32 protein-coding genes are annotated in these 24,761 nt (G+C 69.9%); 6 read left to right on the plus strand and 26 right to left on the minus strand.

The features are described from left to right. Nucleotides 1-49: 49 nt before the first annotated feature. Nucleotides 50-1,501, minus strand: a complete 1,452-nt coding sequence (eccB, locus tag CT688_RS11690) for a type VII secretion protein EccB (RefSeq protein ID WP_107757038.1) — start codon at nt 1,499-1,501, stop codon at nt 50-52. Nucleotides 1,502-1,634: 133 nt separating this feature from the next. On the opposite strand from eccB, the gene CT688_RS11695 reads away from it, so the two are divergent. Beyond that, a complete protein-coding gene (locus tag CT688_RS11695) occupies nt 1,635-3,272 on the plus strand; it encodes a type VII secretion protein EccE (protein ID WP_107757039.1) in 1,638 nt (545 codons plus the stop codon). Here the strand turns inward: CT688_RS11695 and CT688_RS11700 are convergent. Beyond that, nucleotides 3,226-4,311 (minus strand): DUF695 domain-containing protein, encoded by a 1,086-nt coding sequence (locus tag CT688_RS11700; protein WP_107757040.1) that lies wholly within the window; start codon nt 4,309-4,311, stop codon nt 3,226-3,228. The two genes, CT688_RS11695 and CT688_RS11700, sit on opposite strands and share 47 nt — an antisense overlap. A gap of 177 nt (nt 4,312-4,488) precedes the next feature. Between CT688_RS11700 and CT688_RS11705 the strand changes: the two genes are divergently transcribed. Both CT688_RS11705 and CT688_RS11710 read left to right on the plus strand, forming a co-directional pair. Beyond that, nucleotides 4,489-5,577 (plus strand): NAD(P)H-binding protein, encoded by a 1,089-nt coding sequence (locus CT688_RS11705; protein WP_107757041.1) that lies wholly within the window; start codon nt 4,489-4,491, stop codon nt 5,575-5,577. 67 nt (nt 5,578-5,644) lie between these two features. Further along, a complete protein-coding gene (locus CT688_RS11710; protein ID WP_228549257.1) occupies nt 5,645-6,358 on the plus strand; it encodes a CPBP family intramembrane glutamic endopeptidase in 714 nt (237 codons plus the stop codon). A 4-nt stretch (nt 6,359-6,362) separates the two neighbouring features. On the opposite strand, the gene truA is transcribed toward CT688_RS11710, so the two are convergent. Then, complete coding sequence (gene truA / locus CT688_RS11715; RefSeq protein WP_107757043.1) at nt 6,363-7,289, minus strand: tRNA pseudouridine(38-40) synthase TruA; 927 nt, start codon at nt 7,287-7,289, stop codon at nt 6,363-6,365. Between the two features lie 47 nt (nt 7,290-7,336). Between truA and CT688_RS11720 the strand changes: the two genes are divergently transcribed. The 3 genes from CT688_RS11720 to CT688_RS11730 are packed head-to-tail and all read left to right on the plus strand — an operon-like array spanning nt 7,337 to nt 9,734. Continuing rightward, entirely contained in the window at nt 7,337-7,873 is a 537-nt protein-coding gene (locus CT688_RS11720; protein WP_107757044.1) for a ClbS/DfsB family four-helix bundle protein, read from the plus strand. Continuing rightward, complete coding sequence (locus tag CT688_RS11725; RefSeq protein WP_107757045.1) at nt 7,870-8,799, plus strand: hypothetical protein; 930 nt, start codon at nt 7,870-7,872, stop codon at nt 8,797-8,799. The genes CT688_RS11720 and CT688_RS11725 overlap by 4 nt, the downstream gene beginning before the upstream one ends. A gap of 35 nt (nt 8,800-8,834) precedes the next feature. Continuing rightward, nucleotides 8,835-9,734, plus strand: a complete 900-nt coding sequence (locus CT688_RS11730; RefSeq protein WP_107757046.1) for an SGNH/GDSL hydrolase family protein — start codon at nt 8,835-8,837, stop codon at nt 9,732-9,734. A 127-nt stretch (nt 9,735-9,861) separates the two neighbouring features. Here the strand turns inward: CT688_RS11730 and rplQ are convergent, their stop codons facing one another. From rplQ to rplP, 23 genes are all read right to left on the minus strand, one after another. Next, complete coding sequence (rplQ, locus tag CT688_RS11735; RefSeq protein WP_107757047.1) at nt 9,862-10,458, minus strand: 50S ribosomal protein L17; 597 nt, start codon at nt 10,456-10,458, stop codon at nt 9,862-9,864. 34 nt (nt 10,459-10,492) lie between these two features. Continuing rightward, the gene (locus CT688_RS11740) at nt 10,493-11,527 is read right to left on the minus strand and encodes a DNA-directed RNA polymerase subunit alpha (RefSeq protein ID WP_017838218.1); all 1,035 of its coding nucleotides are present in this window, start codon (nt 11,525-11,527) and stop codon (nt 10,493-10,495) included. 106 nt (nt 11,528-11,633) lie between these two features. After that, nucleotides 11,634-12,239, minus strand: a complete 606-nt coding sequence (gene rpsD, locus CT688_RS11745; protein ID WP_107757048.1) for a 30S ribosomal protein S4 — start codon at nt 12,237-12,239, stop codon at nt 11,634-11,636. A 22-nt stretch (nt 12,240-12,261) separates the two neighbouring features. After that, nucleotides 12,262-12,669, minus strand: a complete 408-nt coding sequence (gene rpsK / locus CT688_RS11750) for a 30S ribosomal protein S11 (protein WP_017838216.1) — start codon at nt 12,667-12,669, stop codon at nt 12,262-12,264. Continuing rightward, on the minus strand, nt 12,669-13,037 hold the full coding sequence (gene rpsM, locus CT688_RS11755) for a 30S ribosomal protein S13 (protein WP_017838215.1): 369 nt from the start codon (nt 13,035-13,037) through the stop codon (nt 12,669-12,671). Before rpsM ends, rpsK begins: the two co-directional genes overlap by 1 nt. 168 nt (nt 13,038-13,205) lie before the next feature. Next, entirely contained in the window at nt 13,206-13,427 is a 222-nt protein-coding gene (gene infA, locus CT688_RS11760) for a translation initiation factor IF-1 (protein WP_010541191.1), read from the minus strand. 113 nt (nt 13,428-13,540) lie between these two features. Next, nucleotides 13,541-14,818 carry a lipase family protein gene (locus CT688_RS11765; protein ID WP_194305419.1) on the minus strand — a complete coding sequence of 426 codons (1,278 nt, stop codon included), beginning with the start codon at nt 14,816-14,818 and terminating at the stop codon, nt 13,541-13,543. A 102-nt stretch (nt 14,819-14,920) separates the two neighbouring features. Further along, entirely contained in the window at nt 14,921-15,724 is an 804-nt protein-coding gene (gene map / locus CT688_RS11770) for a type I methionyl aminopeptidase (RefSeq protein ID WP_107757049.1), read from the minus strand. Nucleotides 15,725-15,730: 6 nt separating this feature from the next. After that, nucleotides 15,731-16,276, minus strand: a complete 546-nt coding sequence (locus tag CT688_RS11775; protein ID WP_107757050.1) for an adenylate kinase — start codon at nt 16,274-16,276, stop codon at nt 15,731-15,733. Nucleotides 16,277-16,325: 49 nt separating this feature from the next. Then, the gene (secY, locus tag CT688_RS11780; RefSeq protein ID WP_107757051.1) at nt 16,326-17,648 is read right to left on the minus strand and encodes a preprotein translocase subunit SecY; all 1,323 of its coding nucleotides are present in this window, start codon (nt 17,646-17,648) and stop codon (nt 16,326-16,328) included. A gap of 205 nt (nt 17,649-17,853) precedes the next feature. Next, a complete protein-coding gene (gene rplO, locus CT688_RS11785) occupies nt 17,854-18,303 on the minus strand; it encodes a 50S ribosomal protein L15 (RefSeq protein ID WP_017838210.1) in 450 nt (149 codons plus the stop codon). 2 nt (nt 18,304-18,305) lie between these two features. Beyond that, entirely contained in the window at nt 18,306-18,488 is a 183-nt protein-coding gene (gene rpmD / locus CT688_RS11790; protein ID WP_017838209.1) for a 50S ribosomal protein L30, read from the minus strand. Nucleotides 18,489-18,491: 3 nt separating this feature from the next. After that, complete coding sequence (gene rpsE / locus CT688_RS11795; protein WP_107757052.1) at nt 18,492-19,157, minus strand: 30S ribosomal protein S5; 666 nt, start codon at nt 19,155-19,157, stop codon at nt 18,492-18,494. 43 nt (nt 19,158-19,200) lie between these two features. Further along, on the minus strand, nt 19,201-19,596 hold the full coding sequence (gene rplR, locus CT688_RS11800) for a 50S ribosomal protein L18 (protein ID WP_107757053.1): 396 nt from the start codon (nt 19,594-19,596) through the stop codon (nt 19,201-19,203). A gap of 2 nt (nt 19,597-19,598) precedes the next feature. Then, nucleotides 19,599-20,135 carry a 50S ribosomal protein L6 gene (gene rplF, locus CT688_RS11805; RefSeq protein ID WP_107757054.1) on the minus strand — a complete coding sequence of 179 codons (537 nt, stop codon included), beginning with the start codon at nt 20,133-20,135 and terminating at the stop codon, nt 19,599-19,601. A gap of 10 nt (nt 20,136-20,145) precedes the next feature. Next, the gene (gene rpsH / locus CT688_RS11810) at nt 20,146-20,544 is read right to left on the minus strand and encodes a 30S ribosomal protein S8 (RefSeq protein WP_107757055.1); all 399 of its coding nucleotides are present in this window, start codon (nt 20,542-20,544) and stop codon (nt 20,146-20,148) included. A 272-nt stretch (nt 20,545-20,816) separates the two neighbouring features. Next, nucleotides 20,817-21,389: a 50S ribosomal protein L5 gene (rplE, locus tag CT688_RS11815; RefSeq protein ID WP_107757056.1), complete on the minus strand. Its 573-nt coding sequence runs from the start codon at nt 21,387-21,389 to the stop codon at nt 20,817-20,819. Between the two features lie 2 nt (nt 21,390-21,391). Continuing rightward, a complete protein-coding gene (gene rplX, locus CT688_RS11820; RefSeq protein WP_017838203.1) occupies nt 21,392-21,706 on the minus strand; it encodes a 50S ribosomal protein L24 in 315 nt (104 codons plus the stop codon). Between the two features lies 1 nt (nt 21,707). Then, nucleotides 21,708-22,076, minus strand: coding sequence for a 50S ribosomal protein L14 (gene rplN / locus CT688_RS11825; protein ID WP_095717592.1), 369 nt, complete (start codon nt 22,074-22,076; stop codon nt 21,708-21,710). A gap of 146 nt (nt 22,077-22,222) precedes the next feature. After that, nucleotides 22,223-23,623 carry an alpha/beta hydrolase family protein gene (locus CT688_RS11830; protein ID WP_107757057.1) on the minus strand — a complete coding sequence of 467 codons (1,401 nt, stop codon included), beginning with the start codon at nt 23,621-23,623 and terminating at the stop codon, nt 22,223-22,225. A gap of 196 nt (nt 23,624-23,819) precedes the next feature. Beyond that, nucleotides 23,820-24,095, minus strand: coding sequence for a 30S ribosomal protein S17 (rpsQ, locus tag CT688_RS11835; RefSeq protein ID WP_095717594.1), 276 nt, complete (start codon nt 24,093-24,095; stop codon nt 23,820-23,822). Nucleotides 24,096-24,112: 17 nt separating this feature from the next. Then, complete coding sequence (rpmC, locus tag CT688_RS11840) at nt 24,113-24,343, minus strand: 50S ribosomal protein L29 (protein WP_017838199.1); 231 nt, start codon at nt 24,341-24,343, stop codon at nt 24,113-24,115. Next, nucleotides 24,343-24,759: a 50S ribosomal protein L16 gene (gene rplP / locus CT688_RS11845; RefSeq protein ID WP_017838198.1), complete on the minus strand. Its 417-nt coding sequence runs from the start codon at nt 24,757-24,759 to the stop codon at nt 24,343-24,345. The genes rpmC and rplP overlap by 1 nt, the downstream gene beginning before the upstream one ends. Nucleotides 24,760-24,761: the final 2 nt, after the last annotated feature.

A 24,761-nucleotide genomic window follows, 5' to 3' on the forward strand; every position in this document is an offset into this window, starting at 1 on the left:
CGAGCGGACACCCTCACCGGATCCGCGCGCCGTCGTACCGCGTTAGCGATCACCCCACCGGGCCCGAGGCCTCGTCCACGACGGAGTGGAGGTCGTGACCATCCCGGCTGACCAGAGCGGAACGGCGATCCAACCTCGGGCCGGCGGGGAGTCTGTCGATGATCGCCCCGTCCACCGGAACCGGGGCGCCACCCACCCCGAGCACTGCAGCGGTTTCCTGATCCGGGACGTCGAACCGTACCCCCGCGTCGGTGACGATCGTCGTGACCGCGCCACGAGTGGACGTGCCACGCCCGATCGCCGTCACGAGCATCCCTCCGCCCGGGATCCCGACGACGTCGACAGCCGGCCCACCACCGTCCGCGCCGGCCATCGTCCGGGCCTCGGACTCCGAGGGGGCCGGGGCGCCGGCGACAACGGTCATCCGACGGGCCGCGGTCCCCTCCCTGCCGGAGTCCCGGACGCACAACACCGGGGAATCGCTGGTCGCGAGCACCGTCGGACGATCCGCGGGAAAGGCGTCGACGTCCAACGCGACCGATCGCGGAACGCCCATCCGGTCGGGCTCGACAGCCTCGACCGGCCCCACGGTCGAGGTGGAACGGATGACATCGGCCACCACCGGACCGACCTCCTGGACACCATCCGCCAACGCCACATAAGTCGCCCTACCCGAGGCCGTGTCCACGGTGAACACCTGCCCGATCCGCAGGGAGTCCAAACCGTAGTCCACGGGTCTGCCAGCCATCTCGATCTGCGGTCGCACCACCGGGTCGACCTCCGGCAGCGGGTCGATCAACGCGGCGGTGACCGGTCGCGGTGCGATGCCGTCCAGTCCGAGGATCGACAGGAGGTCACCGTCCGCCAGGTCGATCCTCGACCGGGTGCCGTTCCTCAGTAACCACCCCCTGCCGTCCTGGTCCGCCAGGACGATCTCGTCGCGCGAGGTCTCGCGACCGGGCCCCACCGCTCCGTCACGGGCCACCACGCTGGTCGAGACGATCCGGGGGAGACCTCGGTCGGCGTCGGCGACCTCGTCGCACACCGTCCACGAGACGGCCGCCACCCCGCCCGCATCGCGGGGCGCCGGCAACGCGGACGGTGCTCCCGGGATGCCCACCAGGCCACCCCGCCGGGTCCCTGCGATATCCGAGTCCCGCACCGTTGTCGGTTCCGCGGGCTGGCCGGTCACCAGACGGGCCGAGGCGAGATTGAACACCGGGTGGACCGTGTCGCCGGCGCGGACATACATCTGGCCGGACTCCCGGCCCACCATGATCACCGCGCGTTCCACGTCGGGCATCGGATCGAGCAGAGCCAGGACCGCGGCACCGACGCAGCCGAGAACGGCGGCGGCCACACCGACCGCGAACCCTGTCGACTGGCGACGCAGTGGGTCATGAAGCATCCGGACGTCCCGGACGACCACCGCGAGACGGGCCCGGCGAGACAGGAATCGGTGTCCATCCACCTGGGCCCTGGTGGTCGGCTTCAGCGGCACGGACCGGTCCCTTCCACGATTGTGACGCCCCGCGGCGGCGGGTTCCGGGGGTAGGGTACGCCACGGTCCCGGCCCGGTGGCCGGGCTTCCCGGGCGGCCTTCCACGCCCTCGACCAGGCCTGGAGGAGGACCGATGATCACCCTTCGCGCATTTGCCGCGGTCGTGGTCGTCCTCGTCTCCTCGGCCGCGCTCGCGGTGATCTGCCCTCCGCAGTGGCAACCCTGGATACAGTTCGGCGTCGCCACTCTGGTCGCCGGTACGGTCACGGTCCGTCGTCGAGGACGACCGCTCTCGGTCCGCGGCCCTCGCTCGCGCCGTCTCCCCGTGGACGTCGTGGACCTCGTCTCCCCCGACTTCTCACTGGTCGGCTGCGTCGAGGGTCACCGGGTGGTGACGACAGGAGTCGAGATCTCCGCCGGTGCCCTCCTGACCACAGAGGTCGGCCGCGATGACCCGGCCGACTTCCGGGGAGTACGGCTCCCGCTGAGCGCTGTCGCACGCCAGCTGGATCAGGGCGGGGTGTCGCTCGAGGGGATCGACGTCGTGGTCCACGGACGGCGAGCCGCATCGGGTCCCGACGGCGACGTGTATGGCTCGCTCGTCGGTCCGCTGCCGCTGATCTCACACCGGCGCGTCCACCTCCTCCTCAGGTTCGACGTCTCCGAGTTGGCGTTGGCCTGCCAGGACGGCGCGGGGCGGGGCTCCCTCGCGAGTCTCATCACGGGGGCCACCGAGCGCCTGCGCCGATCACTGGTCCACCACGGCGTCCCGTGCCGGGTGTTCGACGCCACCGAGCTCGCCGAACGGTTCCTCGAGGCAGAGGTCGAGCCCACGGAAGGAACGGCATTCGTGGTCCGCCCCGGTGCCGGCCCGCGTGAAGTCGTGGACGCCCTCACCTCGGTGCGAGCGTCGGCGATCACCGAGGTGCTCCGACTCCGACGCGTGCCGGGACGCCACGACGTGGTCGACACGGTATCGAGCGTGTGGCTCGCGGGACTCACCCCGGGCGCGCTGCCCCCGTGTGCGGACTCATGCCATCCCCTGCCGACTCCGCGCGTGCTTCCCATCCCGGGTGAAGAACTCCCCGATGCGGTCGCCGGATCTCTCGTCCGACGGCGTCTCGACCACCTCGACGAGCTCGCTCCACCCGCCCACGGGTGCGGTCAGATCCTCGGCGCGACACGGGCGGGCGACGCGGCCGCCGTCCAGCTGGCCGGGCCCCACCTGCGCTCGGTGCTCCTCGCGGCCGGCTCCGCCGTGTGCCGCCAGGTGGCCTTCCGCGCGGTGGCGGCGGGATACCGGGTCGCAGTGGTCACAGACGTCCCGGACCGCTGGCGATCACTGTCGGCGATCGCCGACGAGACCAGGTACCGGATCGTTGCCGCTGACGCCTCTGATGTGGGCACACCGGTGGACGCGGTGTTCTGGGACGTCGACGGTGCCCTCAGTGAGGGTCGGATCGACGCACTAGCCGGACCCGGTGGTCCTGACGTGACGCCACCGACCGTGATCCGGGTCGACGCCGACTGGGACCTGTCCTCGACCGGCGGGGCGACGACGTCGAACCCGCCCGACCTGGTGCTCGACGGCCGGATACCGGGATGGATCTCCGTGGAACCCCGTTCCGGGCCCACCCGGCGGGTGTCCGTGGTGACCGGCCCGGGCGAAGACGCCTTCGTCGGCACCGTACCGGGGCCGGGCCAGAGTCAGGCCCCGGGCGATCTCACACCCTCAGGTGCTGAACCTTCCGCCAGCCCGGATCGTCGGTGACCGTCAGGGTCACCTCGCCCTGGTCCCAGCCGGAGCAGGCCACGCGCAGCTGCTCGTGCGCGGGGGTGGTGGAGTCCACGTAGAAGTGCAGGAGCCGGCGGCCGTTGCAGCTCTCGGCGCCCACGCACTCGCCTGTGCCCTCCAGACGGTCGACCAGGTGGTCCTCGAGGTCCCGCAGCCCGGGCAGTGAGCCCGACCCCGGCAGCCCGCAGTCCTCGACATCCGTATAGGGCACGTGGACGGCGACGTGCCGGTCGAACTCCGGTGCCGAGAGCGCCACCAGGGGCACGCGCACCACGGCGACCATCGGACCCTGCGAGGTGTCGCCGTGCAGGATCTGCCAGGCCGGCTCCCCCGCCTCGTCGGTGTTCTCCTGCTCGATCTCCCGCAAGATGCCGGGCAGCGCGTACAGCGACACCGCATCGTCCCCCGGGGCCGTGGCGTTGGAGCGGATCGTGCCCACCCACGTCTCCACCGCGGCCTCGCCGCACATCGCGTCGAGCAACAGGTAGGCGGCGATCGAGGGATCGGATCCCACCAGTCCGGCGAACCCGGGATGGTGGACGGTCACGTCGGCCCGGGAGAGCCCCACGTCCACCACCACCTCCGCCTCGTCGAACCCCAGCCGCCGGTCGCGGAAGTGCATGGCGCGCCCGGGGACCGGGTCACGCAGGTCGGCGAATGTCCACTCGGAATCGTCGGGCGGGGCCTGGGCGAGCCAGCGGCGCGCCACCCCGCGCAGTTCCGGCACCCCGGCCGCGGTGACGGTCAGCCGGTGCGGATCACCCTCGGATGCGGGGACGAACTCCCACGAGAGACCGGGATCGATGGCCTCGATGAGCGAGGTGATCTCCGGGACCACCCGGCGGGCGTTCCCCGACTCGATCGCGGCGGTCGTACGACGACACCCGCCCTCGGACCACCACCGCCAGAAGGTGGCCACGGCCCGCTCCGAACGCAGCCTGGCGGTCTCGATGCGGACGCCGGACAGGTCCATCGACCTGGAGAGTTGTCGGGGTCGTGCCGCGCCGATCGCCATCCGTTCTCCCTCCGTCCGTCACGGTCCGTCCGCCTCGTCTGAATCCAGTATCCGGATATCGCGCCTCTCGTGCCCGGAAGCGGCACACCCGGGACCGGATTCGGGCCGAGCGTGCGGGTCGGCTGGCCGACCGCACAACGGGTGCGCGAGCGCGCCCACACTGGAAGAGTCTCGGGTATGTCCACGCCCCACGGATCCCCCGACGCCCCCGCCGGCCCGCGCGTCCTCGTCATCGGTGCGACCGGCTACATCGGCTCCCGGCTCGTCCCCCGACTGCTCGCCGACGGTGCCCGCGTCTCTGTCCTGGCGCGCACCCCCTCCCGGCTCGACGACGTGCCGTGGCGGGACCAGGTGGCCATCCACGAGGGCGGGCTGGCGGACGAGGTCGCGTTGACCGAGGCGCTCGCCGGCGTCGATGTGGCCTGCCACCTCGTCCACTCGATGGGCCACACCGCGGACTTCGAGAAGGAGGAACGCGAGACCACCGAGATCTTCGTCCGGGCCGTCGAGGCCGCCGGGGTGGGGCGCATCGTGCACCTGTCCGGGCTGCACCCGGAGGGCGAGACGGACCTGTCGACGCACCTGCGCTCGCGCGTCGAGGTGGGGCGGATCATGCTGGCCTCGTCCGTGCCGGCGCTGGTGATCCAGGCCGGGGTCGTGATCGGCTCGGGGTCCGCGTCCTTCGAGATGATCCGGCATCTGACCACCCGGCTCCCCGGCATGGTCACCCCGAAGTGGGTGAGCAACCGGATCCAGCCGATCGCCGTCCGGGACGTGGTCCACTACCTCGCCGCCGCCACCACGGTTCCCCTCGAGGGCGAGCTCGCCGACGGCCGCGTGATCGACGTGGGCTCCCCCGACGTGCTGACCTACGGGCAGATGATGCAGATCTACGCCGAGGAGGCCGGGCTGCACCGCCGGCTCATGGTCCCCGTCCCCGTACTGACCCCCAAGCTGTCCTCGCTGTGGATGGGTCTGGTCACCCCGCTCGAGACCGGCCTGGCCCGGCCGCTGGTGGAATCGCTGCGCTGCGAGGCGATCGTCCTCAACGACGACGCCGACGAGGTGCTCGGCGCCCCGCCCGGCGGCCGCACGAGCTATCGGCAGGCCCTGCGCGAGGCCCTGCGCGTGCCCCACGGCCCCGCCCGGCCCGCGCTGTGGCCCGCGGCCGACCCACTCGGCGACCCGGCCCGGCTGCTGCCCAGCGACGCCGACTGGGCGGGGGTGCGCCCGCCCGCCGTGTGGCACGCCCGCACGGGGAAGTAGAGACCGGCGCCATGGGCACCGCGGGCGAGGGACACGGGCGAGCATGACCGAGGGCAGAATCGACCCCATGCCTGAGCCCGCGCCCACCACCCTGCTCGGCCGCTACCGGCACGCCTTCCGCACCGGCGAGATGGAGACCGCGCCGGTGCCGCCCACGCGCCGGCGCCTCGTCGTCGTCGTCATCACCCTGGTCGTGGGCACGGCCGTCAGCGCCTGGGCGCTGCGGATCCCACCCGGCGACACCATGTTCTATCCGGCCACCGCCCTGCTCGCGGCGGTGTGGCTGGTGGGGGCCTTCGCCTCCGGCCCGATCCGGGTGGGATGCGAGCCCTACCGCCCGGGCCGACCGATCCTGTCCTCGGTCCTCGCCGCCACGGCCCTGGCCCTCGTGTTCTGTGTGGGGGCGGTGGTGGTGGCGCAGATCGAACCGCTCCGCGAGCCCGTCGAGGCGCTGCTCGCCCACGCCACCGTGGGCAACCTGGCGTTGGTGGCCCTGCTCACGGCCGTCAACGGCGCCGCCGAGGAGTGTTTCCACCGCGGCGCGGTGTACTCGGCCACCTCGCGCATCCACCCGATCCTGGTGACCACGCTGATCTACGGCGCCGTCACGGCCGCCGCGGGCATCCCGCTGCTCGTGGTCGCCGCGCTCGTGCTGGGTCTGGTCACCGCGGTGCAGCGGCGGTGCACCGGCGGGGTGCTGGGGCCCATCGTCACCCACGTGGTCTGGTCGATGGTCATGCTGTTCGCACTCTCGCCGATCTTCGACGCCGCGAGCGGGTAGCCGACTACCCCCCGCAGCACTCCGCCCCGGCCCCCGGGCCGCGATCCGGGCCGGGGCGCACCTCACGGGTGGTGAGGTTCCTGGCCGCGAGGTCGACATCCGCCGGGTAGTCCACCCCCACCAGCGACAGGCCGCACGCGGGCGCCACGGGCACCGCCGACGACCGCTGCCTCTCGTCCAGCAGCCCGGTGATCCACTCCTGGCCGCGCCGGCCCTCCCCCACGGCCATCACCGCGCCCACCAGGCTGCGCACCATGGACCAGCAGAACGCGTCGGCGCTCACCGACGCGGTCCACACCTCGGCCGCCCCGGGCGCGTCAGGCCCGCGCGGATCCGGCTCGGCGCGCCAGTCGAAGCGCTGCAACTCCCGGATCGTCGTGGCGCCCTCCCGGCGACGACAGAACGCCGCGAAGTCGTGCAGGCCCAGCAGTCGCGAGGAGGCCTCACGCACCGCGTCCAGGTCCGCCGTCCGTGTCCAGGCCGCGGTGTCGCGGGCGCGGGTCGGCTCGGGCCCCCACGGCGCGGTGGTGAGCCGGTACTCGTAGTGGCGGCGCAGCGCCGAGAAGCGGGCGTCGAAGTCCGCGGGCGCCCACCGGGCGTGCATCACCGCGATGTCGGGGGGCAGGAGCCTGGCGAGTCTGCGCACCAGAGCCTCGGGGCGCCCGTCGAACGACCGCTGATCCAGCCACGCCGGGTCCACGTCGAGGTGGCACACCTGGGCCCGGGCGTGGACCCCGGCGTCGGTGCGGCCGGCGACCGTCAGGGTCACCGGGTGGCGCAACACGGTCCCGAGCTGCTCCTCCAGGACCCCGCACACCGTGCGCAGGCCGGGCTGCCGGGCCCACCCGGAGAAGTCGGTGCCGTCGTAGGCCACGTCCAGGCGGATCCGGCGGGTGGATGTGTCGGCCGCGAACTCCGACGGGGTGATCATGACCGTCGACGCTAGTCCACCGGCCCCGGCCGTGGCAGGCTCGGGTCATGCCGCGCCCGACCACCAAGACCGCACTGCTCGAGGCGGCCGCCGGGGAGTACGAGCGGCTGCACCTCGCCCTCGACCGGTTCGACCCCGTGGTACTGGCCGACGTCACCTGGGAGGCGGAGATCGAGGACACCTCCCGGCACCCGCGGGACGTGCTCACCCACATCCACGCCTGGCAGCTCATGGCCCTGGGCTGGGCGGAGACGGGGGACGCCGGCGGTACGCCCGCGATCCCCGGTGAGGGGCGCACCTGGCGCGAGACCCCGGCGATCAACGCCGAGATCCGCGAGCGCTACCTGGGCACCTCGTACGCCGACGCCGTCGACCTGCTCGCCGGCAGCCACGCCCGGTGCCTCGCCGTGATCTCCTCGCACTCCGACGAGGACCTCTTCACCCGGGGCCGCCACGCCTGGACCGGGAGCACCACGCTCGGTGCCTACCTCGTCTCCGCCACCTCGAGCCACTACGTGTGGGGGTGCAAGACCCTCCGTCGGATCCGGCGCGCGCTGCCGGCGCGCGTGATCTCGGGGACATGAGCGGCCACCCCGACGTGCTGCCGTGGCTGCGGGCGGCCGACCCGTCGTCCGCGTACCTCGCCGCCCGCGACCTGGAGGACCGTGACGACCCGGTGCTGCGGTCCGCTATCGCGGACTCCGGGGTGGGCGCGGCGCTGCTCGGGTACCGGCGTTCGGACGGGCACTGGGGATCCGGCTTCGCCCTGCCCCAGTGGACCAGCACGCACGACACGGTGCTCGAACTCGCCGGGCTGGGGCTGGACCCCGGCGACCCCCGCGCGACCTCGTCCGTGCGGATGGTCCTGGAGGCGCCACGGTGCGCCGACGGCGGCCTCCGCGTGAGCCCGACCGCCCACCGCAGCGACGTGTGCATCAACGGTATGGCGCTGACCTACTGCAGCCGATTCGGCGCGCAGACGCCTCTGTTGGCCGGGCTGATCGACGCGATCCTCGCCGAGCGCATGGCCGACGGCGGGTTCAACTGCCGGAGCACGCGGTCGGGGGCCACGCATTCCTCCGTGCACAGCACCACGAGCGTGATTGAGGGGTTCACCGCCTATCTCTCGGCCGGGCACGCGTACCGCGCCGACGAGGTCGCCGGGGCCCGCGCGGAGGCCATCGAGTTCCTGCTGGTCCACAGGCTGTTCCGCAGCCACCGGACCGGCCAGGTGATCCGCCCGGAGTTCACCCGGCTCCACCATCCCGCGCGGTGGCGATTCGACGTCCTGCGGGGCCTCGACGCCGTCACCGCGGCCGGTGTCGTCGCCGACGAGCGGCTCTCCGACGGTCTCGACGTGCTCCGCCGGCGGCGTCGCGCCGACGGACGGTGGGCCGGCGCCCGCGGGTATCCCGGCGCCACCCACGTGGAGTACCCGGCATCCCGCGAGCCGAACCCGTGGATCACGGTCATCGCGCTGCGGATCCTGCGGAGGGTCGGGGTGGACTGAGAACGCGGAGAGCGGAACTCGTCCAGGATGGTGGTATGCAGTCTCCCCGCCTCGCGGCCCCCGTCGCCGTCCTCGCCACCGCCCTCGCCGCCGCCTCCGCCCTGGGGGCCTGCGCCGCCGACGACGAGGGGGCCGCGGACGGTCCACCAACGGCCGTCACCGAACTCGACCCCGACGCCGGCCCGACCTACGCCCGCTACGTGGCCCTGGGCGACTCGTTCGCCGCCCTCGGCGCCACGGACACCCCCACCAGCGGGCCCGACCGGTGCCTGCGGTCCACCGCGAACTACGCGTCTCTCCTCGCCGAGCGCCGGGACGTGGGAGAACTCGTCGACGTGACGTGTGGTGGCGCGGAGACGACCGACATGACCGAACCCCAGATCCCTGAGACGCCGCCCCAGTTCGACGCACTGACCCCCGACACGGACCTGGTCACGCTGTCGATCGGCGGGAACGACATCGGATTCGGCGCGATGGTGGGCTGCATCGTCCAGACCCCACGGGCGGAGACCGGGGCGCCGTGCCGCGACCGGCTCGAGGACGCGGTGACCGATCAACTCGACGCGCTCGGCGACCGGCTGGACCGGGTGTACGAAGGGATCCGCGACCGCTCCCCCGACGCGCGGGTCGTCACCACCGCCTACCTGCCGCTGGTCCCCGACGACGGCGGGTGCGAGTTCGTCTCCGGGATGAGCCCCGGGGACGTCACGTGGACACGCCACGTGACCGAGCGGATCAACATGATCGTGGCGGACGCCGCCGATCGGGCGGGCGCGGACGTGGTGCTGCCCGAGGACGCCGCCGAACGGAGCGCGTGCGCGCCCGCCGCGGAGCGGTACACCGACTTCACCGGGCAGGAGACCCGGTCGCATCCCATGCACCCGACGCAGGCGGGGCACGTGGCGATGGCGGAGGCCGTCGGCGCGGTGCTGTGAGCGACGGGGCTCTGAACGACGGGGCTCTGGACGGCGGGGCTCTGGACGACAAGGGGCCCCGCCCTCCGCATGACGCGGCGGGCGGGGCCCCTCACACCGGATCCGGGACGGATCGGCCCTCGATGACTCAGGCCTTGTCGGTGTCCTCGCTGGTGGCGTGGGTCGTGTCCTCGGACACGGCGTCGGCGGTCTCCTCGGCGGTGTCCACGTCGGCGTCGTCCGCGGCCTCAACCTGATCGGCGATCGGGCTGTTGGCCTCGGCCTCGGCGGTCACCTCGTCCGTGGTCTCCTCGGCGGGCTCCGCCGGGCCCGCGGCCTTCTTGGAGGCGGCGGCACGGGTGGCACGGGAGGCCTCGGCGGAGGCGAGCTCCTCGGTGACGAGCGCGATCATCGCCATGGGCGCGTTGTCGCCCTTGCGGTTCTCGAGCTTGACGATCCGGGTGTAGCCGCCGTCGCGGTTCGCGACCCGGGGGCCGATCTCGGCGAACAGCTTGTGCAGGACGTCCTTGTCGCGGATGACCTTGGCGGCCTCACGACGGTCGGCCAGCGTGCCACGACGGGCCTTGGTGATGAGCTTCTCCGCGTACGGACGAAGCAGCTTCGCCTTGGTCTCCGTGGTGCGGATCGCATCGTGCTCGAACAGCTGGGTGGCCAGGTTCGAGAGGATGAGCCGCTGGTGGGAAGCGGATCCGCCGAGGCGGGCGCCCTTCTTGGGCTTGGGCATCAGATTCTCCTAGGAATGGTGTGCTGAGAGCTCGTCAGAGCTGCTCGGTCTCGGCGTAATCCTCGCCACCCTCGTCGGTCCACGTGCCGGTCTCGGCGTCGTAACCGGCGACCGAGGCGGGATCGAACCCGGGGGGCGCATCCTTGAGCGACAGGCCGAGCTCCACGAGCTTGACCTTGACCTCGTCGATCGACTTCTGACCGAAGTTGCGGATGTCGAGCAGGTCGGACTCACTGCGCGCCACGAGCTCGCCCACGGTGTGGACTCCCTCTCGCTTGAGGCAGTTGTAGGACCGGACGGACAGGTCCAGGTCGTCGATCGGCATGCCGTAGGCGGCGATGTGATCGGCCTCGGCCGGGCTGGGCCCGATCTCGATGCCCTCGGCCTCGTCGTTGAGCTCCCGCGCCAGGCCGAAGAGCTCGACCAGGGTCTTGCCGGCGGACGCCAGGGCGTCACGCGCGGTGATCGAGTTCTTGGTCTCGACGTCGAGGACCAGGCGGTCGAAGTCCGTGCGCTGGTGCACACGGGTGGCCTCGACCTTGTAGGTCACCTTGAGCACGGGCGAGTAGATCGAGTCGACCGGGATGCGGCCGATCTCGTGTCCCGCGTCCTTGTTGAGCCCGGCGGGGACGTACCCGCGACCGCGCTCGACGACCAGCTCGATCTCCAGGCGCCCCTTCTCGTTGAGGGTGGCGATGTGCAGGTCCGGGTTGTGCACCTCGACGCCCGCGGGCGGGACGATGTCGCCGGCGGTGACGGCGCCCGGACCCTGCTTCTTGAGGTACATGGTGACCGGCTCGTCCTCGACGGACGAGACGACGAGGCCCTTGAGGTTCAGGATGATGTCGGTGACATCCTCCTTGACGCCCGGCACGGTGGTGAACTCGTGCAGGACACCCTCGATACGGATGCTGGTCACGGCCGCGCCCGGGATGGACGACAGCAGCGTGCGACGCAGCGAGTTCCCGATGGTGTAGCCGAAACCGGGCTCGAGGGGCTCGAGCACGAACCGCGAACGGTTCTCGGAGACGACCTCCTCGGTGAGTGTGGGCCGCTGGGAGATGAGCATGTGCTACCTCTTTCGATTCTCGGCGTCCGCTATTTGACGCCGTAGTAACCCACCGTCGCCGGGAGGGCCGCGATGTGCGGCCCTCCCGGCGACGAGGGAGGACGGATCACTTCGAGTAGAGCTCGACGATCAACTGCTCCTGCAGCGGCACGTCGATCTGCGCGCGCTCGGGGAGCTGGTGGACGAGGATGCGGAGCGTCGTGGGGACGACCTGCAGCCACGCCGGGACGGGACGCTCGCCGAGGCTCTCCTGGGCGATCTCGAACCAGTCCATCTTGGTGGACTTGGGACGGACGTCGATGATGTCGTACTGCGAGACCCGGTAGCTCGGGATGGTCACCTTCTGGTCGTTGACCCGGAAGTGGCCGTGGTTCACGAGCTGGCGTGCCTGGCGACGCGTCTGCGCGAGACCCGCGCGGTACACGACGTTGTCCAGACGCGACTCGAGGATCTGGAGGAGGTTCTCACCGGTCTTACCGCCGCGGCGGTTGGCCTCCTCGTAGTAGCGACGGAACTGCTTCTCCATCACGCCGTAGGTGAAGCGGGCCTTCTGCTTCTCCTGCAGCTGCGTGCGGTACTCGGACTCCTTGATCCGCGCGCGGCCGTGGTGGCCGGGCGGGAAGGGCCGACGTTCGAATGCGGTGTCCCCACCGACGAGGTCCACGCCCAGACGGCGGGACTTGCGGGTGACGGGGCCGGTGTAACGTGCCATGGTTCTCTACGTTCCTTCCGGCTCAGACTCGACGCCGCTTGGGCGGACGACAGCCGTTGTGGGGCTGGGGGGTGACATCGGAGATCGTGCCCACCTCGAGGCCTGCGGCCTGGAGTGAACGGATCGCGGTCTCACGACCCGAACCCGGGCCCTTGACAAAGACGTCGACCTTCTTCATGCCGTGCTCCTGCGCCTTGCGGGCCGCGTTCTCGGCGGCGAGCTGAGCGGCGAAGGGCGTCGACTTGCGCGAGCCCTTGAACCCGACGTGGCCCGAGGACGCCCAGGCCAGAACGGCACCGGACGGATCGGTGATCGAGACGATCGTGTTGTTGAACGTGCTCTTGATGTGGGCCTGGCCGTGAGCGACGTTCTTCTTCTCCCTGCGACGGCCCGTCTTCTTGGGGCCCGCAGCGCGTGACTTGGGGGGCATTACTTCTTCTTTCCGGCGACGGTCTTCTTCGGGCCCTTACGGGACCGGGCGTTGGTCTTGGTGCGCTGTCCGCGGACGGGCAGACCCCGGCGGTGGCGGATGCCCTGGTAGCTGCCGATCTCGATCTTCCGGCGGATATCGCCCTGGATCTCACGGCGGAGGTCACCCTCGACCTTGTAGTTGCCTTCGATGTCGTCACGAAGGACGGTCAGCTGCTCGTCGGTGAGATCCTTGGTGCGCAGGTCCGGGCTGATCCCGGTCCGCTCGAGGATCTCGACGGCCCGCGTGCGACCGATGCCGAAAATGTAGGTGAGCGCGATCTCCATACGCTTGTCGCGTGGGAGATCGACGCCGGCAAGACGTGCCATGTGGCGTTTCTCTTTCGTCGTGCGGTAGGTCTGCTCCCCGACCGTCCCCGCTGGCGCATGGTCATCTCACGATGAGCATCCGTCCGGGGCCCTGGCCTCCGCATCCAGGGGTGTGGTACCCGCCTCGCCGACGATGCGGGAAGCGGCTGGTACGGGGAGTTGAGCGATTTACTTGTAGCGGTAGACGATCCGACCGCGGGTGAGGTCGTACGGCGACAGCTCGACGACCACGCGGTCCTCGGGAAGGATGCGGATGTAGTGCTGCCGCATCTTCCCACTGATGTGCGCCAGGACCTTGTGTCCGTTCTCGAGCTCGACGCGGAACATTGCGTTCGGCAACGGCTCGACAACCCGGCCCTCGACCTCGATGGCTCCGTCTTTCTTTGCCATGCTGGTAACGGTCCTCCACGATTCCCCGGATGTCATCTACCGGATTCTGGTGCACTGGTGGGCACACCGACGTATAAGCCTACGTCAGTGCGCGGTGCAGTGCCAATCGGCGGTCATCCGTAGCAGGCGCGTCCCGCCGGGACCCCGTCGAACCGTTCCTGCAGCCAGTTCATCGCCGCCGGCAGCTTCTCCACCGCGCCGAGGAGATGCTCGGGCGCCAGGCCCGGCTCCCAGGTCAGCGGGGTCCCCTCGCGGCAGTAGCGCGCAGCGGTCTCCTCCGCGTCCCAGAAGGGCACCAGCGGGTCGGTCCGGGAATGCCACATGAACACCGGCACGCGGGGGGCGACCGGCGACAGTCGCACGCTGTTCTCGGCGAACGCGCGCATCAGACCCTCCTCGGCGACCAGGTCTCCCCCCTGCAGGACCAGCGGCACGGAGCGGAACGCGCCGAAGAACAGCAGGGAGGCCGTGCACCGCCCCTTCATCTGCTCGAACAGCGCCCATCCCTCGGGGGTGAGTCTGTCCTCCAGTCGGATGTCCTCCGGGTATTCCCGGGCCATCCCCACGGCGGCGGCGAAGGCCAACCCGAACGCCGGGTGCGGCCCGTTGCCGATCATCCGGGCCATCGTCGTCATGTCCGTCGGGATACCGCCCTGCGCGACGCCCACGAGGTTGACGTCCGGCGCGTAGTCGTGGTGCATGACCGAGACCCAGGCACTGGCGATGCCTCCGCCGGAATACCCCAGCGCGCCGAAGCGGCTGTCCCGGGCGTCGAAGCGGGGGTCGTCGCGCACCGCCCGCATCCCGTCCAGCACGATCCGCGCGGACAGTTGACCACCGGGGTAGGCCACCTTGGGCCCGAGATGGTCGGGAATGATCACCGTCCACCCCTGGTCCAACCGGACGCGGAGGAACGCCATCGCGTTGTCCTGCGCGGTCTCCAGGGTCGGGTTGACCAGGGTCTCCGTGGGGGCGCACCGCTGGCCGAGGGCGTTCAGGTAGTGCTGGTAGCTCAGGACCGGCCCGTTGGGTCGGGCGTGGGGCGGCCGGACCACCGTCGCCGTCGCGAGGATCGGACGATCCCGGGTGTCGGTCGACCGGTACGCGATCTCCGTCACCTCGTACCCGGCGAACGCCGGCATGGTCACGACGCGGGTGTTGATCACCTCACCGAGTGCCGCTCCCGCGAGCACCGCGGGGTCGGCGTGATAGAACGGCGCCGGCTGCGGGTCCTCCATGAGGGATCCCGTTCCGCCCTCCATGACCGACTGGGCCCCCGCCGAGGGGGCTGGTCCCGTGAGCTGGGCCAGGATCACGAGCACCGCGAGGGCGGCCGCGATCGCCGCGCGCGTCGAGGTGGTGGTTCGGCGCACGTGTGGGTGAACGGGCATGCCCTGACCTTTCGGGCCGGTGGTCGACAGTGGGAACACCCTAACCCGGACCCGTCTGCCACCGGCACGGCTCCCCCGGGCGCCGCCCGGTCCGTACGGGACTCAGTCTCGGGGGCGGGGGGTGAGCACCCGTGGGCCGTGGGCGGTGACGGCGACCGTGTGCTCCCAGTGCGACGACGGCGAGCCGTCGACCGTGACGACGGTCCAGTCGTCCGCCAGGGTCCGGGTGTCGGTTTCCCCACCGAGAACCAACATCGGCTCGACGGCCAGGACCGACCCCTCCTGGAGCCTCGGCCCCTTGCCCGGCTTGCCCTCGTTGGCGAGGAAAGGCCACTCGTGCATCTCACGCCCGATCCCGTGCCCACCGAACCCGTCGACGATGCCGAGGGCGACGCCGTGGCGCTGTTCCGCGCGGCGGGTGGCGAGCTCGAGGGCATGGGAGACGTCGGTCAGCCGGTTTCCCGGCGACATCGCCAGGATGCCCTCCTCGAGGACCTCGCGGGTCGCCTGGTTGAGGAGGGCGACATCGGGGTCCAGCTCGCCGACGCCGAAGGTCCAGGCGGAGTCCCCGTGCCACCCGTCGAGGATGGCGCCGCAGTCGACCGAGACCAGGTCACCCTCGCGGAGCACGGTGGCCGATCCCGGGATACCGTGCACGACCACCTCGTTGACCGAGGAACAGATCGAGCCGGGGAAGCCCTCGTACCCCTTGAACGAGGGCACCGCGCCGGCGTCCCGGATCAGTTGGTCGACGAGCTCGTCGAGATCCGCTGTGGTCGCGCCGGGCACCGCGGCGTCGCGGGCGGCCACGAGCGCGCGACCGACGATCCGGCCGGCCGCCTCCATCGCGTCCAGCTCACCGGGGGTACGCGCGGTGACGACGCTGGTGCGCGACCGGCCGAACACGTCGGATCAGCGATCCAGCGCGGCCAGGGCGCGCGCGTTGATCTCGTCCACCTCGCCCACCGCGTCGACGGTGGTGACGTCCGCGCCGTAGTACTCGAGAAGGGGTGCGGTCTCGGAGCGGTACACCGCCATGCGGTTGCGGATCACGTCCTCGGTGTCGTCCTCGCGGCCACGGGCCAGCATCCGCGCGACCACGGTGTCCTCGTCGACCTTGAACTCGATCACGGCGTCGAGCTCCTGACCCGCCGCGGCGAGCATCTCCTTGAGCGCGTCCGCCTGCTCCACGCTGCGGGGGTACCCGTCGAGCAGGAAGCCCTCCGTGGCGTCGGGCTCGGCGATACGGGCCTCGACCATCCGGTTGGTGACGTCCGCGGGAACGAGGTTCCCGGCGTCGATGTAGGACTTGGCCTCCATGCCGAGGTCCGTCCCCTGCGAGATGTTGGCGCGGAAGAGATCACCCGTGGAGATGTGCGGCACGCCGAGCTTCTCGGAGAGCAGGGCCGCCTGGGTTCCCTTGCCGGCACCGGGAGGGCCGAGGAGGACGAGACGCATGGTGAGGACCAGCCTTTCTACAGTGTGATGTGCTCGGGGTCGCGAACGCCTACTTGAGGAAGCCCTCGTAGTTGCGCTGCATGAGCTGCGCCTCGATCTGCTTCACGGTGTCGAGACCCACGGACACCATGATGAGCACAGCGGTGCCACCGAACGGCATGTTCTGCATGTCACCACCCCCACTGCCCATGTCGAGGAAGATGTTGGGCAGCACGGCGATCAACCCGAGATACAGCGATCCGAACAGCAGGATCCGGTTGAGCACGTAGCCGAGGTACTCGGCCGTCGGGCGCCCCGGGCGGATGCCCGGGATGAACCCGCCGTACTTCTTCATGTTCTCGGCCTGCTCCATCGGGTCGAACTGGATGGCCACGTAGAAGTACGCGAAGAAGATGATCAACGCGAAGTACAGCAGGATATAGCCCCAGCTGGACGGGTTCTGCAGGTACTGCATGACGTAGCGCTGCCAGAAGCCGTCCGCCGCCGGCTCGGGACCCTGGATCAACTGGGTGATGAGGATCGGCACGTACATCATCGAGGACGCGAAGATCACCGGGATGACGCCGGCCTGGTTGACCTTGAGCGGCAGGTAGGTGGAGGTGCCCCCGTACTGACGCCGGCCGACCATGCGCTTGGCGTACTGGACCGGGATTCGACGCTGGCCCTGTTCGACGAAGACGACCGCGACCACGATCAGGACCACCGCGAACATGACCGCCGTGAACTTGAGCGTCGAGGAGTTCTGGTAGATGTTGACGCCCTCGGCGGGGATCCTCGAGGCGATGCCGGCGAAGATCAGGAGCGACATGCCGTTGCCGACCCCGCGGTCGGTGATGAGCTCACCGAACCACATGACGAGAGCGGCGCCGGCTGTCATCACGATGACGATGGTGACGAGCGTCAGGATGTCGTTGTCCATGAGGACCGACTCCCCGTTGCCCAGCAGCTGCCCCCGGTCGGCCAGGGCCACGATGCCCGCGGACTGCAGAAGGGCGAGCGCGATGGTGAGATACCGCGTGTACTGCGTCATCTTGGCCTGACCGGACTGCCCCTCCTTCTTGAGCTGCTCGAAGTAGGGGATCACCACGGTGAGCAGCTGCACGATGATGCTCGCCGTGATGTACGGCATGATGCCGATCGCGAACACGGACAGCTGCAGGAGCGCCCCGCCGGAGAACAGGTTGACCAGGGAGTACAACTGCGCGTTGTCTCCGGTCAGGGCGGTGTCGAGCAGGCCCCGGAGCTTGGGGTAGTCGACACCGGGCGACGGGATCTGCGCGCCGATGCGGTAGAGGATGATGATCCCGAGGGTGAAGAGGATCTTCTTCCTCAGGTCCCGGTCCTTGATCGCGGACGCGAGTGCGGAGAGCACATGTCCTCCTGGTCATGGACGGCCCGTGGCCGCCACCTTCGTCGAATGCCGATGCGTCGGGGAGGTCAGACCGGCGGCAGTGAGCCGGGCCCCGAACGCACAACAAGAAAAACTGTATCAAGATGAGTGCAGGGGCCGGATCCGAGACTCTCGGACCCGACCCCTGCACCCGTCAGCCGGTCCCCTCACGGGGACCGTCGGGGACTCAGGCCCCGGCCTCCGACACGCTTCCGCCGGCGGCCTCGATCTTGGACTTCGCCGACGCGGAGACCTTGTCGGCGGCCACGGTCACGGCCACGGAGATGTCCCCGTCGCCCAGGACCTTGACCGGCTGGTTCTTGCGGACGGCGCCTGCGGCGACGAGCTCGGCCACGCCGACCTGCCCACCGGAGGGGAACAACCGCTGGATGTCGGACACGTTGACGACCTGGAAGACGACCTTGTTGCGGTTCTTGAAGCCCTTGAGCTTCGGGAGCCGCATGTGGATCGGCATCTGGCCACCCTCGAACGCCGCGGGGACGTTCTTGCGTGCCTTGGTGCCCTTGGTACCGCGACCGGCGGTCTTGCCGCCCTTACCGCCCTCACCACGACCCACGCGGGTCTTGTCGGTGTGGGCGCCGGGTGCCGGGCGCAGGTGGTGCAACTTGATGGTCATGCTCACTCCGTCTCTTCGACCACGACGAGGTGGTTCACGACGTTGATGAGACCCCGTGTCTGGGCGTTGTCCTCACGGACGACCGTCTTCCGGATGCCCTTGAGTCCCAACGTCCGCAGGGAGTCCTTCTGGTTCTGCTTGGTCCCGACCGTGCCGCGGACCTGGGTGATCTTGAGGTTGGCCATGATCTACGCCCCCTGTCCGGCACGTGCGCGGAGCATGCCCGCGGGAGCGACGTCCTCGATGGGCAGGCCGCGGCGGGCCGCGACCTCCTCGGGACGATGCAGACCCTTGAGCGCTGCCACCGTCGCGTGAACGACGTTGATGGCGTTGTCCGACCCCAGCGACTTGCACAGGATGTCGTGCACGCCGGCGCACTCGAGGACGGCGCGCGCGGCGCCGCCGGCGATCACACCGGTACCCGGAGAGGCCGGGCGGAGCATGACGACGCCCGCAGCGGCCTCACCCTGGATCGGGTGCGGGATGGTGGAGCCGATGAGCGGGACGCGGAAGAAGTTCTTCCGTGCCTCCTCCGACCCCTTCTGGATCGCCGCCGGCACCTCCTTGGCCTTGCCGTACCCGACGCCGACCATGCCGTTGCCGTCGCCCAGGATCACGAGGGCGGTGAAGCTGAACCGCCGACCGCCCTTGACGACCTTGGACACGCGGTTGATGGTCACGACGCGCTCGATGAACTGTGACTTCTCGTCGTCGCGGCCCCCGCGACGATCGTTTCCGCCACGGCCGCGGCCCCCGCCGCCGCTGCGGCCGGCCTGGGCGTTGTCGTTGGTGGTGGTGGTCTTGTTGTCCGCGGCGGGCCCGGTGCCGCCGTCACGACGCTGACGTCCCGGCATCAGACGGTCCTTCCGTTAAAGGTCAGTGCAGTGGTGTTGGTCATCAGAACTCCAGCCCACCCTCGCGGGCGGCGTCGGCCAACGACGCGATCCGGCCGTGGTACTTGTTGCCACCACGGTCGAACACGACGGCGTCGATGCCGGCTGCCTTGGCGCGCTCGGCCAGGAGCTGGCCGACCTTGGCGCTGCGGTCCTTCTTGTCGCCCTCGAGAGTGCGCACCTCGGCCTCGATCGTCGACGCCGCGGCCAGCGTGTGGCCGGCCTGGTCGTCGATGATCTGGGCGTGGATGTGACGCGAGGACCGGTTGACGACCAGCCGCGGACGCTGGGGGGTGCCGGCGACCTTCTTGCGGAGGCGGTAGTGGCGCCGGGCGCGGCTGACTCGACGCGCCGTCGAGACATCGGTACCCAGCGGGGAACGCTTCTGTGTGCTGCTCATGGTCACTTACCCGTCTTTCCGACCTTGCGACGGACCTGCTCGCCCTCGTAACGGATGCCCTTGCCCTTGTACGGGTCGTGCTTCCGCAGACGCTTGATGTTGGCGGCGATCTGGCCCACCTGCTGCTTGTCGATCCCGGAGATCGAGAACTTCGTGGCCCCCTCGACGGCGAAGGTGATGCCGTCGGGTGCCGCGATCGGCACGGGGTGCGAGTAGCCGAGGGCGAACTCGAGGTCCTGGCCCTTGGCCACGACGCGGTAGCCCACGCCGAAGATCTCCATCTTCTGCACGTACCCCTCGGTGACTCCCACGACCATGTTGTTGACCAGGGAACGGGAGAGACCGTGCAGGGAGCGGTTGTCGCGGTGGTCGTCGGGACGGTTCACCGTGAGGGTGCCCTCCTCGACCGTCACCGTGATCGGTGCGGGCAGGTCCTGGGTGAGCTCACCCTTGGGACCCTTGACGGTGATCGTCTGGCCGTCGACCTTGATGTCGACTCCGGACGGAACGGTGATCGGAGCCTTGCCGATACGTGACATATCTCGCCCCTTACCAGACGTAGGCGAGGACTTCCCCGCCCACCTTCTTGTTGTTCGCCTGACGGTCCGTGAGCAGACCCTGGGAGGTCGAGATGATCGCGATACCGAGGCCGCCGAGGACCTTGGGCAGGCCGGTGGACTTGGCGTACACGCGGAGACCCGGCTTGGAGACTCGCTTGATGCCCTGGAGGCTGCGCTGGCGCGACGGGCCGTACTTGAGGTCGATGGTGAGCTTCTTGCCCACCTCGGCGTCCTCGACGGTGTAGTCGCTGATGTAACCCTCTTGCTTGAGGATCGCCGCGATGTTGCCCTTGAGCTTGGAATGCGGCATGGAGACGGTGTCGTGGAACGCCGAGTTGGCGTTACGCACACGCGTCAGCATGTCCGCGATGGGGTCGGTCATCGACATGGAGTTACCATGTTCCTTTCTCGTCACGGTTCCCATGCAGCACGGTCCGCGCCGACCTGTGGGCCGGCCCCGTCCGTCGTGGGCCTATCACGAAGAGTTCGAATGTTCGGTTGTGTGGGTGCCGCCGATCGTCGCCGATCTAAAGCGGAACCCGCCGTGCGTGACGCTCTTCTCGTCATTCACGACCCGACGGCTGGGCCGTCTGCCCGCCGCCGGGGACCCGCTGGATGCGGTGCCCCGACGCGGACGGCCGGTCCGGCCCGAGGAGGGGGTCAGTCCTCCTTGAAGGGGAAGCCGAGGTGCTTGAGCAGCGCCCGACCTTCTTCGTCGTTCGTCGCGGTGGTGACCACCGTGATGTCCATGCCCCGGGGGCGGTCGACCTTGTCCACGTCGATCTCGTAGAACATGGTCTGCTCGTTGAGGCCGAAGGTGTAGTTCCCGTGACCGTCGAACTGCTTGCCCGACAGGCCGCGGAAGTCGCGGATACGCGGGAGGGCGATCGTCGTCAGGCGATCGAGGAACTCCCACATGCGGTCACCGCGGAGCGTCACACGGGCGCCGATGGGCATGCCCTCGCGGAGCTTGAACTGCGCGATGGACTTGCGGGCCCGACGGACCTGCGGCTTCTGGCCGGTGATGAGCGTGAGGTCGTTGATGGCGCCGTTGATCAGCTTGGCGTCACGGGCGGCGTCGCCGACGCCCATGTTGACGACGACCTTGACGACGCCGGGGATCTGCATGACGTTCGCGTACTCGAACGTCTCGTTCAGCGCCGGCCTGATCTCGGAGCTGTACCGGGCCTTGAGGCGCGGGGTGTACGCGGTGGGAAGTGCGGTGTCGGTCATGGTCACAGGTCCTTCCCGGTCTTGCGCGAGACCCGGACGCGCTTACCGTTCTCGTCGGTGCGGATTCCGACGCGCGACGGGGTGCCGTCGGCGTCCACGACCATCACGTTGGACACGTGGATCGGGGCCTCCTGCGTGACGATGCCACCGGAGGAGGCACCACGCTCGGCAGCCGAGTTGGCGGTGTGCTTCTTGATGCGGTTCACGCCCTCGACGAGGACCTTCTCCTGCGCCGGGTAGGCCTGGATGACCTTGCCCTTGGCGCCCTTGTCCTTGCCGGCGATGACGAGCACCGTGTCGCCCTTGTGGACCTTCATGTCAGAGCACCTCCGGAGCCAGCGAGACGATGCGCATGAACTTCTTGTCGCGCAGTTCACGACCGACGGGCCCGAAGATGCGGGTCCCGCGCGGGTCGTTGTCGTTCTTGATGATGACGGCGGCGTTCTCGTCGAACTTGATGTACGACCCGTCCGGGCGACGGCGCTCCTTGGCGGTGCGCACGATGACGGCCTTGACGACCTCACCCTTCTTGACGTTGCCACCGGGGATGGCGTCCTTGACGGTGGCGACGATGATGTCGCCCACGCCGGCATAGCGACGCTTGGATCCACCGAGAACGCGGATGCAGAGAATCTCCTTGGCACCCGTGTTGTCGGCGATCTTGAGTCGCGACTCCTGCTGGATCATGGTTCTCCTGACCAGGCTTGTTCAGATGTGTGCCGGATTCCGACCCGACACACGCGGTCATGTCGCCCCGGCCGGATCTCTCGACTCGGCCACCACGGGCAACTGTTCCAGTGTAGGGCTCCCGGTGGCCGGGCCCCAAATCGGCGTCAGCCGCCGAGGGAGCCGGCCGATCCGGTCGACCCCAGCGACCCCGCCGAGCCGGCGGAACCGGGATCCACTCCCCCGGACGCCGGCCGGGCGCTCGGGACCGCCGGCGCCAGACCCGACAGGATGTGATCCATCCCCGGCAGCATCTGGGTCACGAAGACGGGCCAGTTGTGGATGCCGGTCGGCATGTAGTTCATCCGCAGATCGACCCCCGGGACCCCCGCGAGTTCGGACTCGAGCCGCCTGGTGCTCTCGTAGGAGCCCTTCTCCAGGATGTGCCCGTCCACCAGGATCATCTCGTTGCTGCCGAAATGACCCAGCTCGGCCGAGCCCACCCGACCCGTGGCGGCACTGAGGTACACGGTCTTGCCGGCGAGGCCGGACGGGTCGGACACCGTGTCGTGGTCCCGCCACGCCTGGGAGCCCCGCGGGCCCCACATGTTGGTGACGTCGCCGTTCCGCGCGGCCACGGTCAACCGTGCGTACTGGTACCCGAGTTCGTCGGTCGTGGAATAGGCCCCGCTGACCCCGGCGACGGCGTCGAACATGCCGGGGTTCGTGTTGGCCAGATGGACGGCGGCGGACGCGCCCATCGACAACCCCATCACGCCCCAGCTGCCGTTGTGCGCGAGAGGCGCGGCCGCGCCGGGCAGACCGGCCTCCAGCAACGGGGGCAACTCGTCGATCAGGAAGGTCTCCCACATGTTCGGCCCCAGGACCGGGTCGTCGGACTGCCAGTCCGACCACATGGAGGCCGGAGCGCCCGTCGGCGCGATCACGTTGACCGCGCGGTCGCGCAGGGCCGGGTCGCCCCAGCCCATGCCGGTGCTCCACCCCGACGGGGATTCGCTTCCCACGCCGTCGAGGAAATACACGTTCGGCGCGTCCACGCCGTCCGGCGCCCGGTACACCTCGACCCGGACGGTCCGCTGCATCGATGCCGATGTGACGGTCCAGACCTCCGCCCGGCGGTCGACGGGGTTCAGCGACCCCGGGAACAGCGGGGCGATGTCGCGCACCGTCGTCTGCGTGATCGAACCGTCGCGCGTGGAGACGGGCCCCGAGGGCGATTGGGAGCTGCCCGGGCGGGGGAAGTCACCGGACCCGGCCGCGGCGACCGAACCGAGCACGGACGTCAGCGGGATGGGGGCGCCCAACTGCGTGAGGGCGGCGACGCTCAGTGACGGGACCCCGAGCAGGCTGCCTGGTGCGACGCTCGGCACCAGGGATCCGGGATCGAGGCTCTGCGCCCCCGCCGTCCCCGCACCCGCGCCGGCCCCGATCAGCAGTGCCGACACGGCCACGGTCGTCGCCCGGAGTGCGCCGGGGGTGCGTCGGCGCGCTCCCCCGCGTCCCGCTGTGCGGCGTCCGTCCCGATGGATATCCGGCCTTCTCGTCATTTCCCGATCCCGTCCTCGTGCGCGACGCGGCCCACGGGAACTGACGCCCCGGGCCGCAGGGTGAACTCCGGCTCGGTAGCCGATGACACAATACTGACTTGTCGTATCAAGACTAGGATTTTGTTACATCCCCGTACGCCGCCGGCCCGGCCCCGAGGTCTCGGGGCCGGGCCGGCGGATGTCACAGGAGCGGGTCTTACTTCGCGCGCTCCAGGACCTCGACGAGGCGGTACCGCTTGGTGGCGGACAGCGGGCGGGTCTCCATGATCCGCACGCGGTCGCCGACTCCGGCGTCGTTGGTCTCGTCGTGAGCCTTCACCCGCTCGGTACGGCGCATGATCTTGCCGTAGAGCGCATGCTTCACGCGGTCCTCGAGCTCGACGACGATGGTCTTGTCCATCTTGTCGGACACGACGTACCCGATGCGCACCTTGCGGCTGTTGCGCTCGATGTTCTCGCTGGCCTCAGTCACGGCTGCTTCCTTGTCACTCACTTGGCATCACCCGGCGCCGCCGACAGCCCGAGCTCGCGCTCGCGGATGACGGTGTAGATGCGTGCGATGTCGTGACGGACGACCCGCAGGCGACGGTTGTTGGTCAGCTGACCCGTGGCCATCTGGAAGCGCAGGTTGAACAGCTCCTCCTTGGCCTCACGGAGACGCGCGGTGAGCGCATCGGCGTCGAGTTCGCGCAACTCGGGGGCGGTGGTTCCACTAGCCATCAGAACTGCTCCTCCCGGGTCACGATACGGGTCTTGCACGGGAGCTTGTGCTGCGCGCGGCGCAGTGCCTCGCGTGCGGTCTCCTCGTTGGGGTACGACATCTCGAACAGGATGCGTCCCGGCTTGACGTTGGCCACCCACCACTCGACGGATCCCTTACCGGAACCCATGCGGACCTCGGCGGGCTTCTTGGTCAGCGGACGATCGGGGTAGATGTTGATCCACACCTTGCCGCCACGCTTGATGTGGCGGTTGATCGCGATACGAGCGGACTCGATCTGACGGTTGGTGACGTACGCGGGCTCGAGGGCCTGGATGCCGTACTCACCGAACGTCACCTTGGTGCCGCCCTTGGCCCCGCCACTGCGGCCGGGGTGGTGCTGCTTGCGGTGCTTGACGCGCTTGGGGATGAGCACTT

This window comes from Dietzia sp. JS16-p6b (assembly GCF_003052165.1).
In the GTDB taxonomy this organism is placed as follows: domain Bacteria; phylum Actinomycetota; class Actinomycetes; order Mycobacteriales; family Mycobacteriaceae; genus Dietzia.

Coding starts and splice junctions, on each gene's coding strand:
- CT688_RS11695 (WP_107757039.1), top strand. CDS start 1,635: ATGATCACCCTTCGCGCATTTGCCGCGGTCGTGGTCGTCCTCGTCTCC.
- CT688_RS11700 (WP_107757040.1), bottom strand. CDS start 4,311: ATGGCGATCGGCGCGGCACGACCCCGACAACTCTCCAGGTCGATGGAC.
- CT688_RS11705 (WP_107757041.1), top strand. CDS start 4,489: ATGTCCACGCCCCACGGATCCCCCGACGCCCCCGCCGGCCCGCGCGTC.
- CT688_RS11710 (WP_228549257.1), top strand. CDS start 5,645: ATGCCTGAGCCCGCGCCCACCACCCTGCTCGGCCGCTACCGGCACGCC.
- truA (WP_107757043.1), bottom strand. CDS start 7,289: ATGATCACCCCGTCGGAGTTCGCGGCCGACACATCCACCCGCCGGATC.
- CT688_RS11720 (WP_107757044.1), top strand. CDS start 7,337: ATGCCGCGCCCGACCACCAAGACCGCACTGCTCGAGGCGGCCGCCGGG.
- CT688_RS11725 (WP_107757045.1), top strand. CDS start 7,870: ATGAGCGGCCACCCCGACGTGCTGCCGTGGCTGCGGGCGGCCGACCCG.
- CT688_RS11730 (WP_107757046.1), top strand. CDS start 8,835: ATGCAGTCTCCCCGCCTCGCGGCCCCCGTCGCCGTCCTCGCCACCGCC.
- rplQ (WP_107757047.1), bottom strand. CDS start 10,458: ATGCCCAAGCCCAAGAAGGGCGCCCGCCTCGGCGGATCCGCTTCCCAC.
- CT688_RS11740 (WP_017838218.1), bottom strand. CDS start 11,527: ATGCTCATCTCCCAGCGGCCCACACTCACCGAGGAGGTCGTCTCCGAG.
- rpsD (WP_107757048.1), bottom strand. CDS start 12,239: ATGGCACGTTACACCGGCCCCGTCACCCGCAAGTCCCGCCGTCTGGGC.
- rpsK (WP_017838216.1), bottom strand. CDS start 12,669: ATGCCCCCCAAGTCACGCGCTGCGGGCCCCAAGAAGACGGGCCGTCGC.
- rpsM (WP_017838215.1), bottom strand. CDS start 13,037: ATGGCACGTCTTGCCGGCGTCGATCTCCCACGCGACAAGCGTATGGAG.
- infA (WP_010541191.1), bottom strand. CDS start 13,427: ATGGCAAAGAAAGACGGAGCCATCGAGGTCGAGGGCCGGGTTGTCGAG.
- CT688_RS11765 (WP_194305419.1), bottom strand. CDS start 14,818: ATGCCCGTTCACCCACACGTGCGCCGAACCACCACCTCGACGCGCGCG.
- CT688_RS11775 (WP_107757050.1), bottom strand. CDS start 16,276: ATGCGTCTCGTCCTCCTCGGCCCTCCCGGTGCCGGCAAGGGAACCCAG.
- rplO (WP_017838210.1), bottom strand. CDS start 18,303: ATGACCATCAAGTTGCACCACCTGCGCCCGGCACCCGGCGCCCACACC.
- rpmD (WP_017838209.1), bottom strand. CDS start 18,488: ATGGCCAACCTCAAGATCACCCAGGTCCGCGGCACGGTCGGGACCAAG.
- rpsE (WP_107757052.1), bottom strand. CDS start 19,157: ATGCCGGGACGTCAGCGTCGTGACGGCGGCACCGGGCCCGCCGCGGAC.
- rplR (WP_107757053.1), bottom strand. CDS start 19,596: ATGAGCAGCACACAGAAGCGTTCCCCGCTGGGTACCGATGTCTCGACG.
- rplF (WP_107757054.1), bottom strand. CDS start 20,135: ATGTCACGTATCGGCAAGGCTCCGATCACCGTTCCGTCCGGAGTCGAC.
- rpsH (WP_107757055.1), bottom strand. CDS start 20,544: ATGTCGATGACCGACCCCATCGCGGACATGCTGACGCGTGTGCGTAAC.
- rplE (WP_107757056.1), bottom strand. CDS start 21,389: ATGACCGACACCGCACTTCCCACCGCGTACACCCCGCGCCTCAAGGCC.
- rplX (WP_017838203.1), bottom strand. CDS start 21,706: ATGAAGGTCCACAAGGGCGACACGGTGCTCGTCATCGCCGGCAAGGAC.
- rplN (WP_095717592.1), bottom strand. CDS start 22,076: ATGATCCAGCAGGAGTCGCGACTCAAGATCGCCGACAACACGGGTGCC.
- CT688_RS11830 (WP_107757057.1), bottom strand. CDS start 23,623: ATGACGAGAAGGCCGGATATCCATCGGGACGGACGCCGCACAGCGGGA.
- rpmC (WP_017838199.1), bottom strand. CDS start 24,343: ATGGCTAGTGGAACCACCGCCCCCGAGTTGCGCGAACTCGACGCCGAT.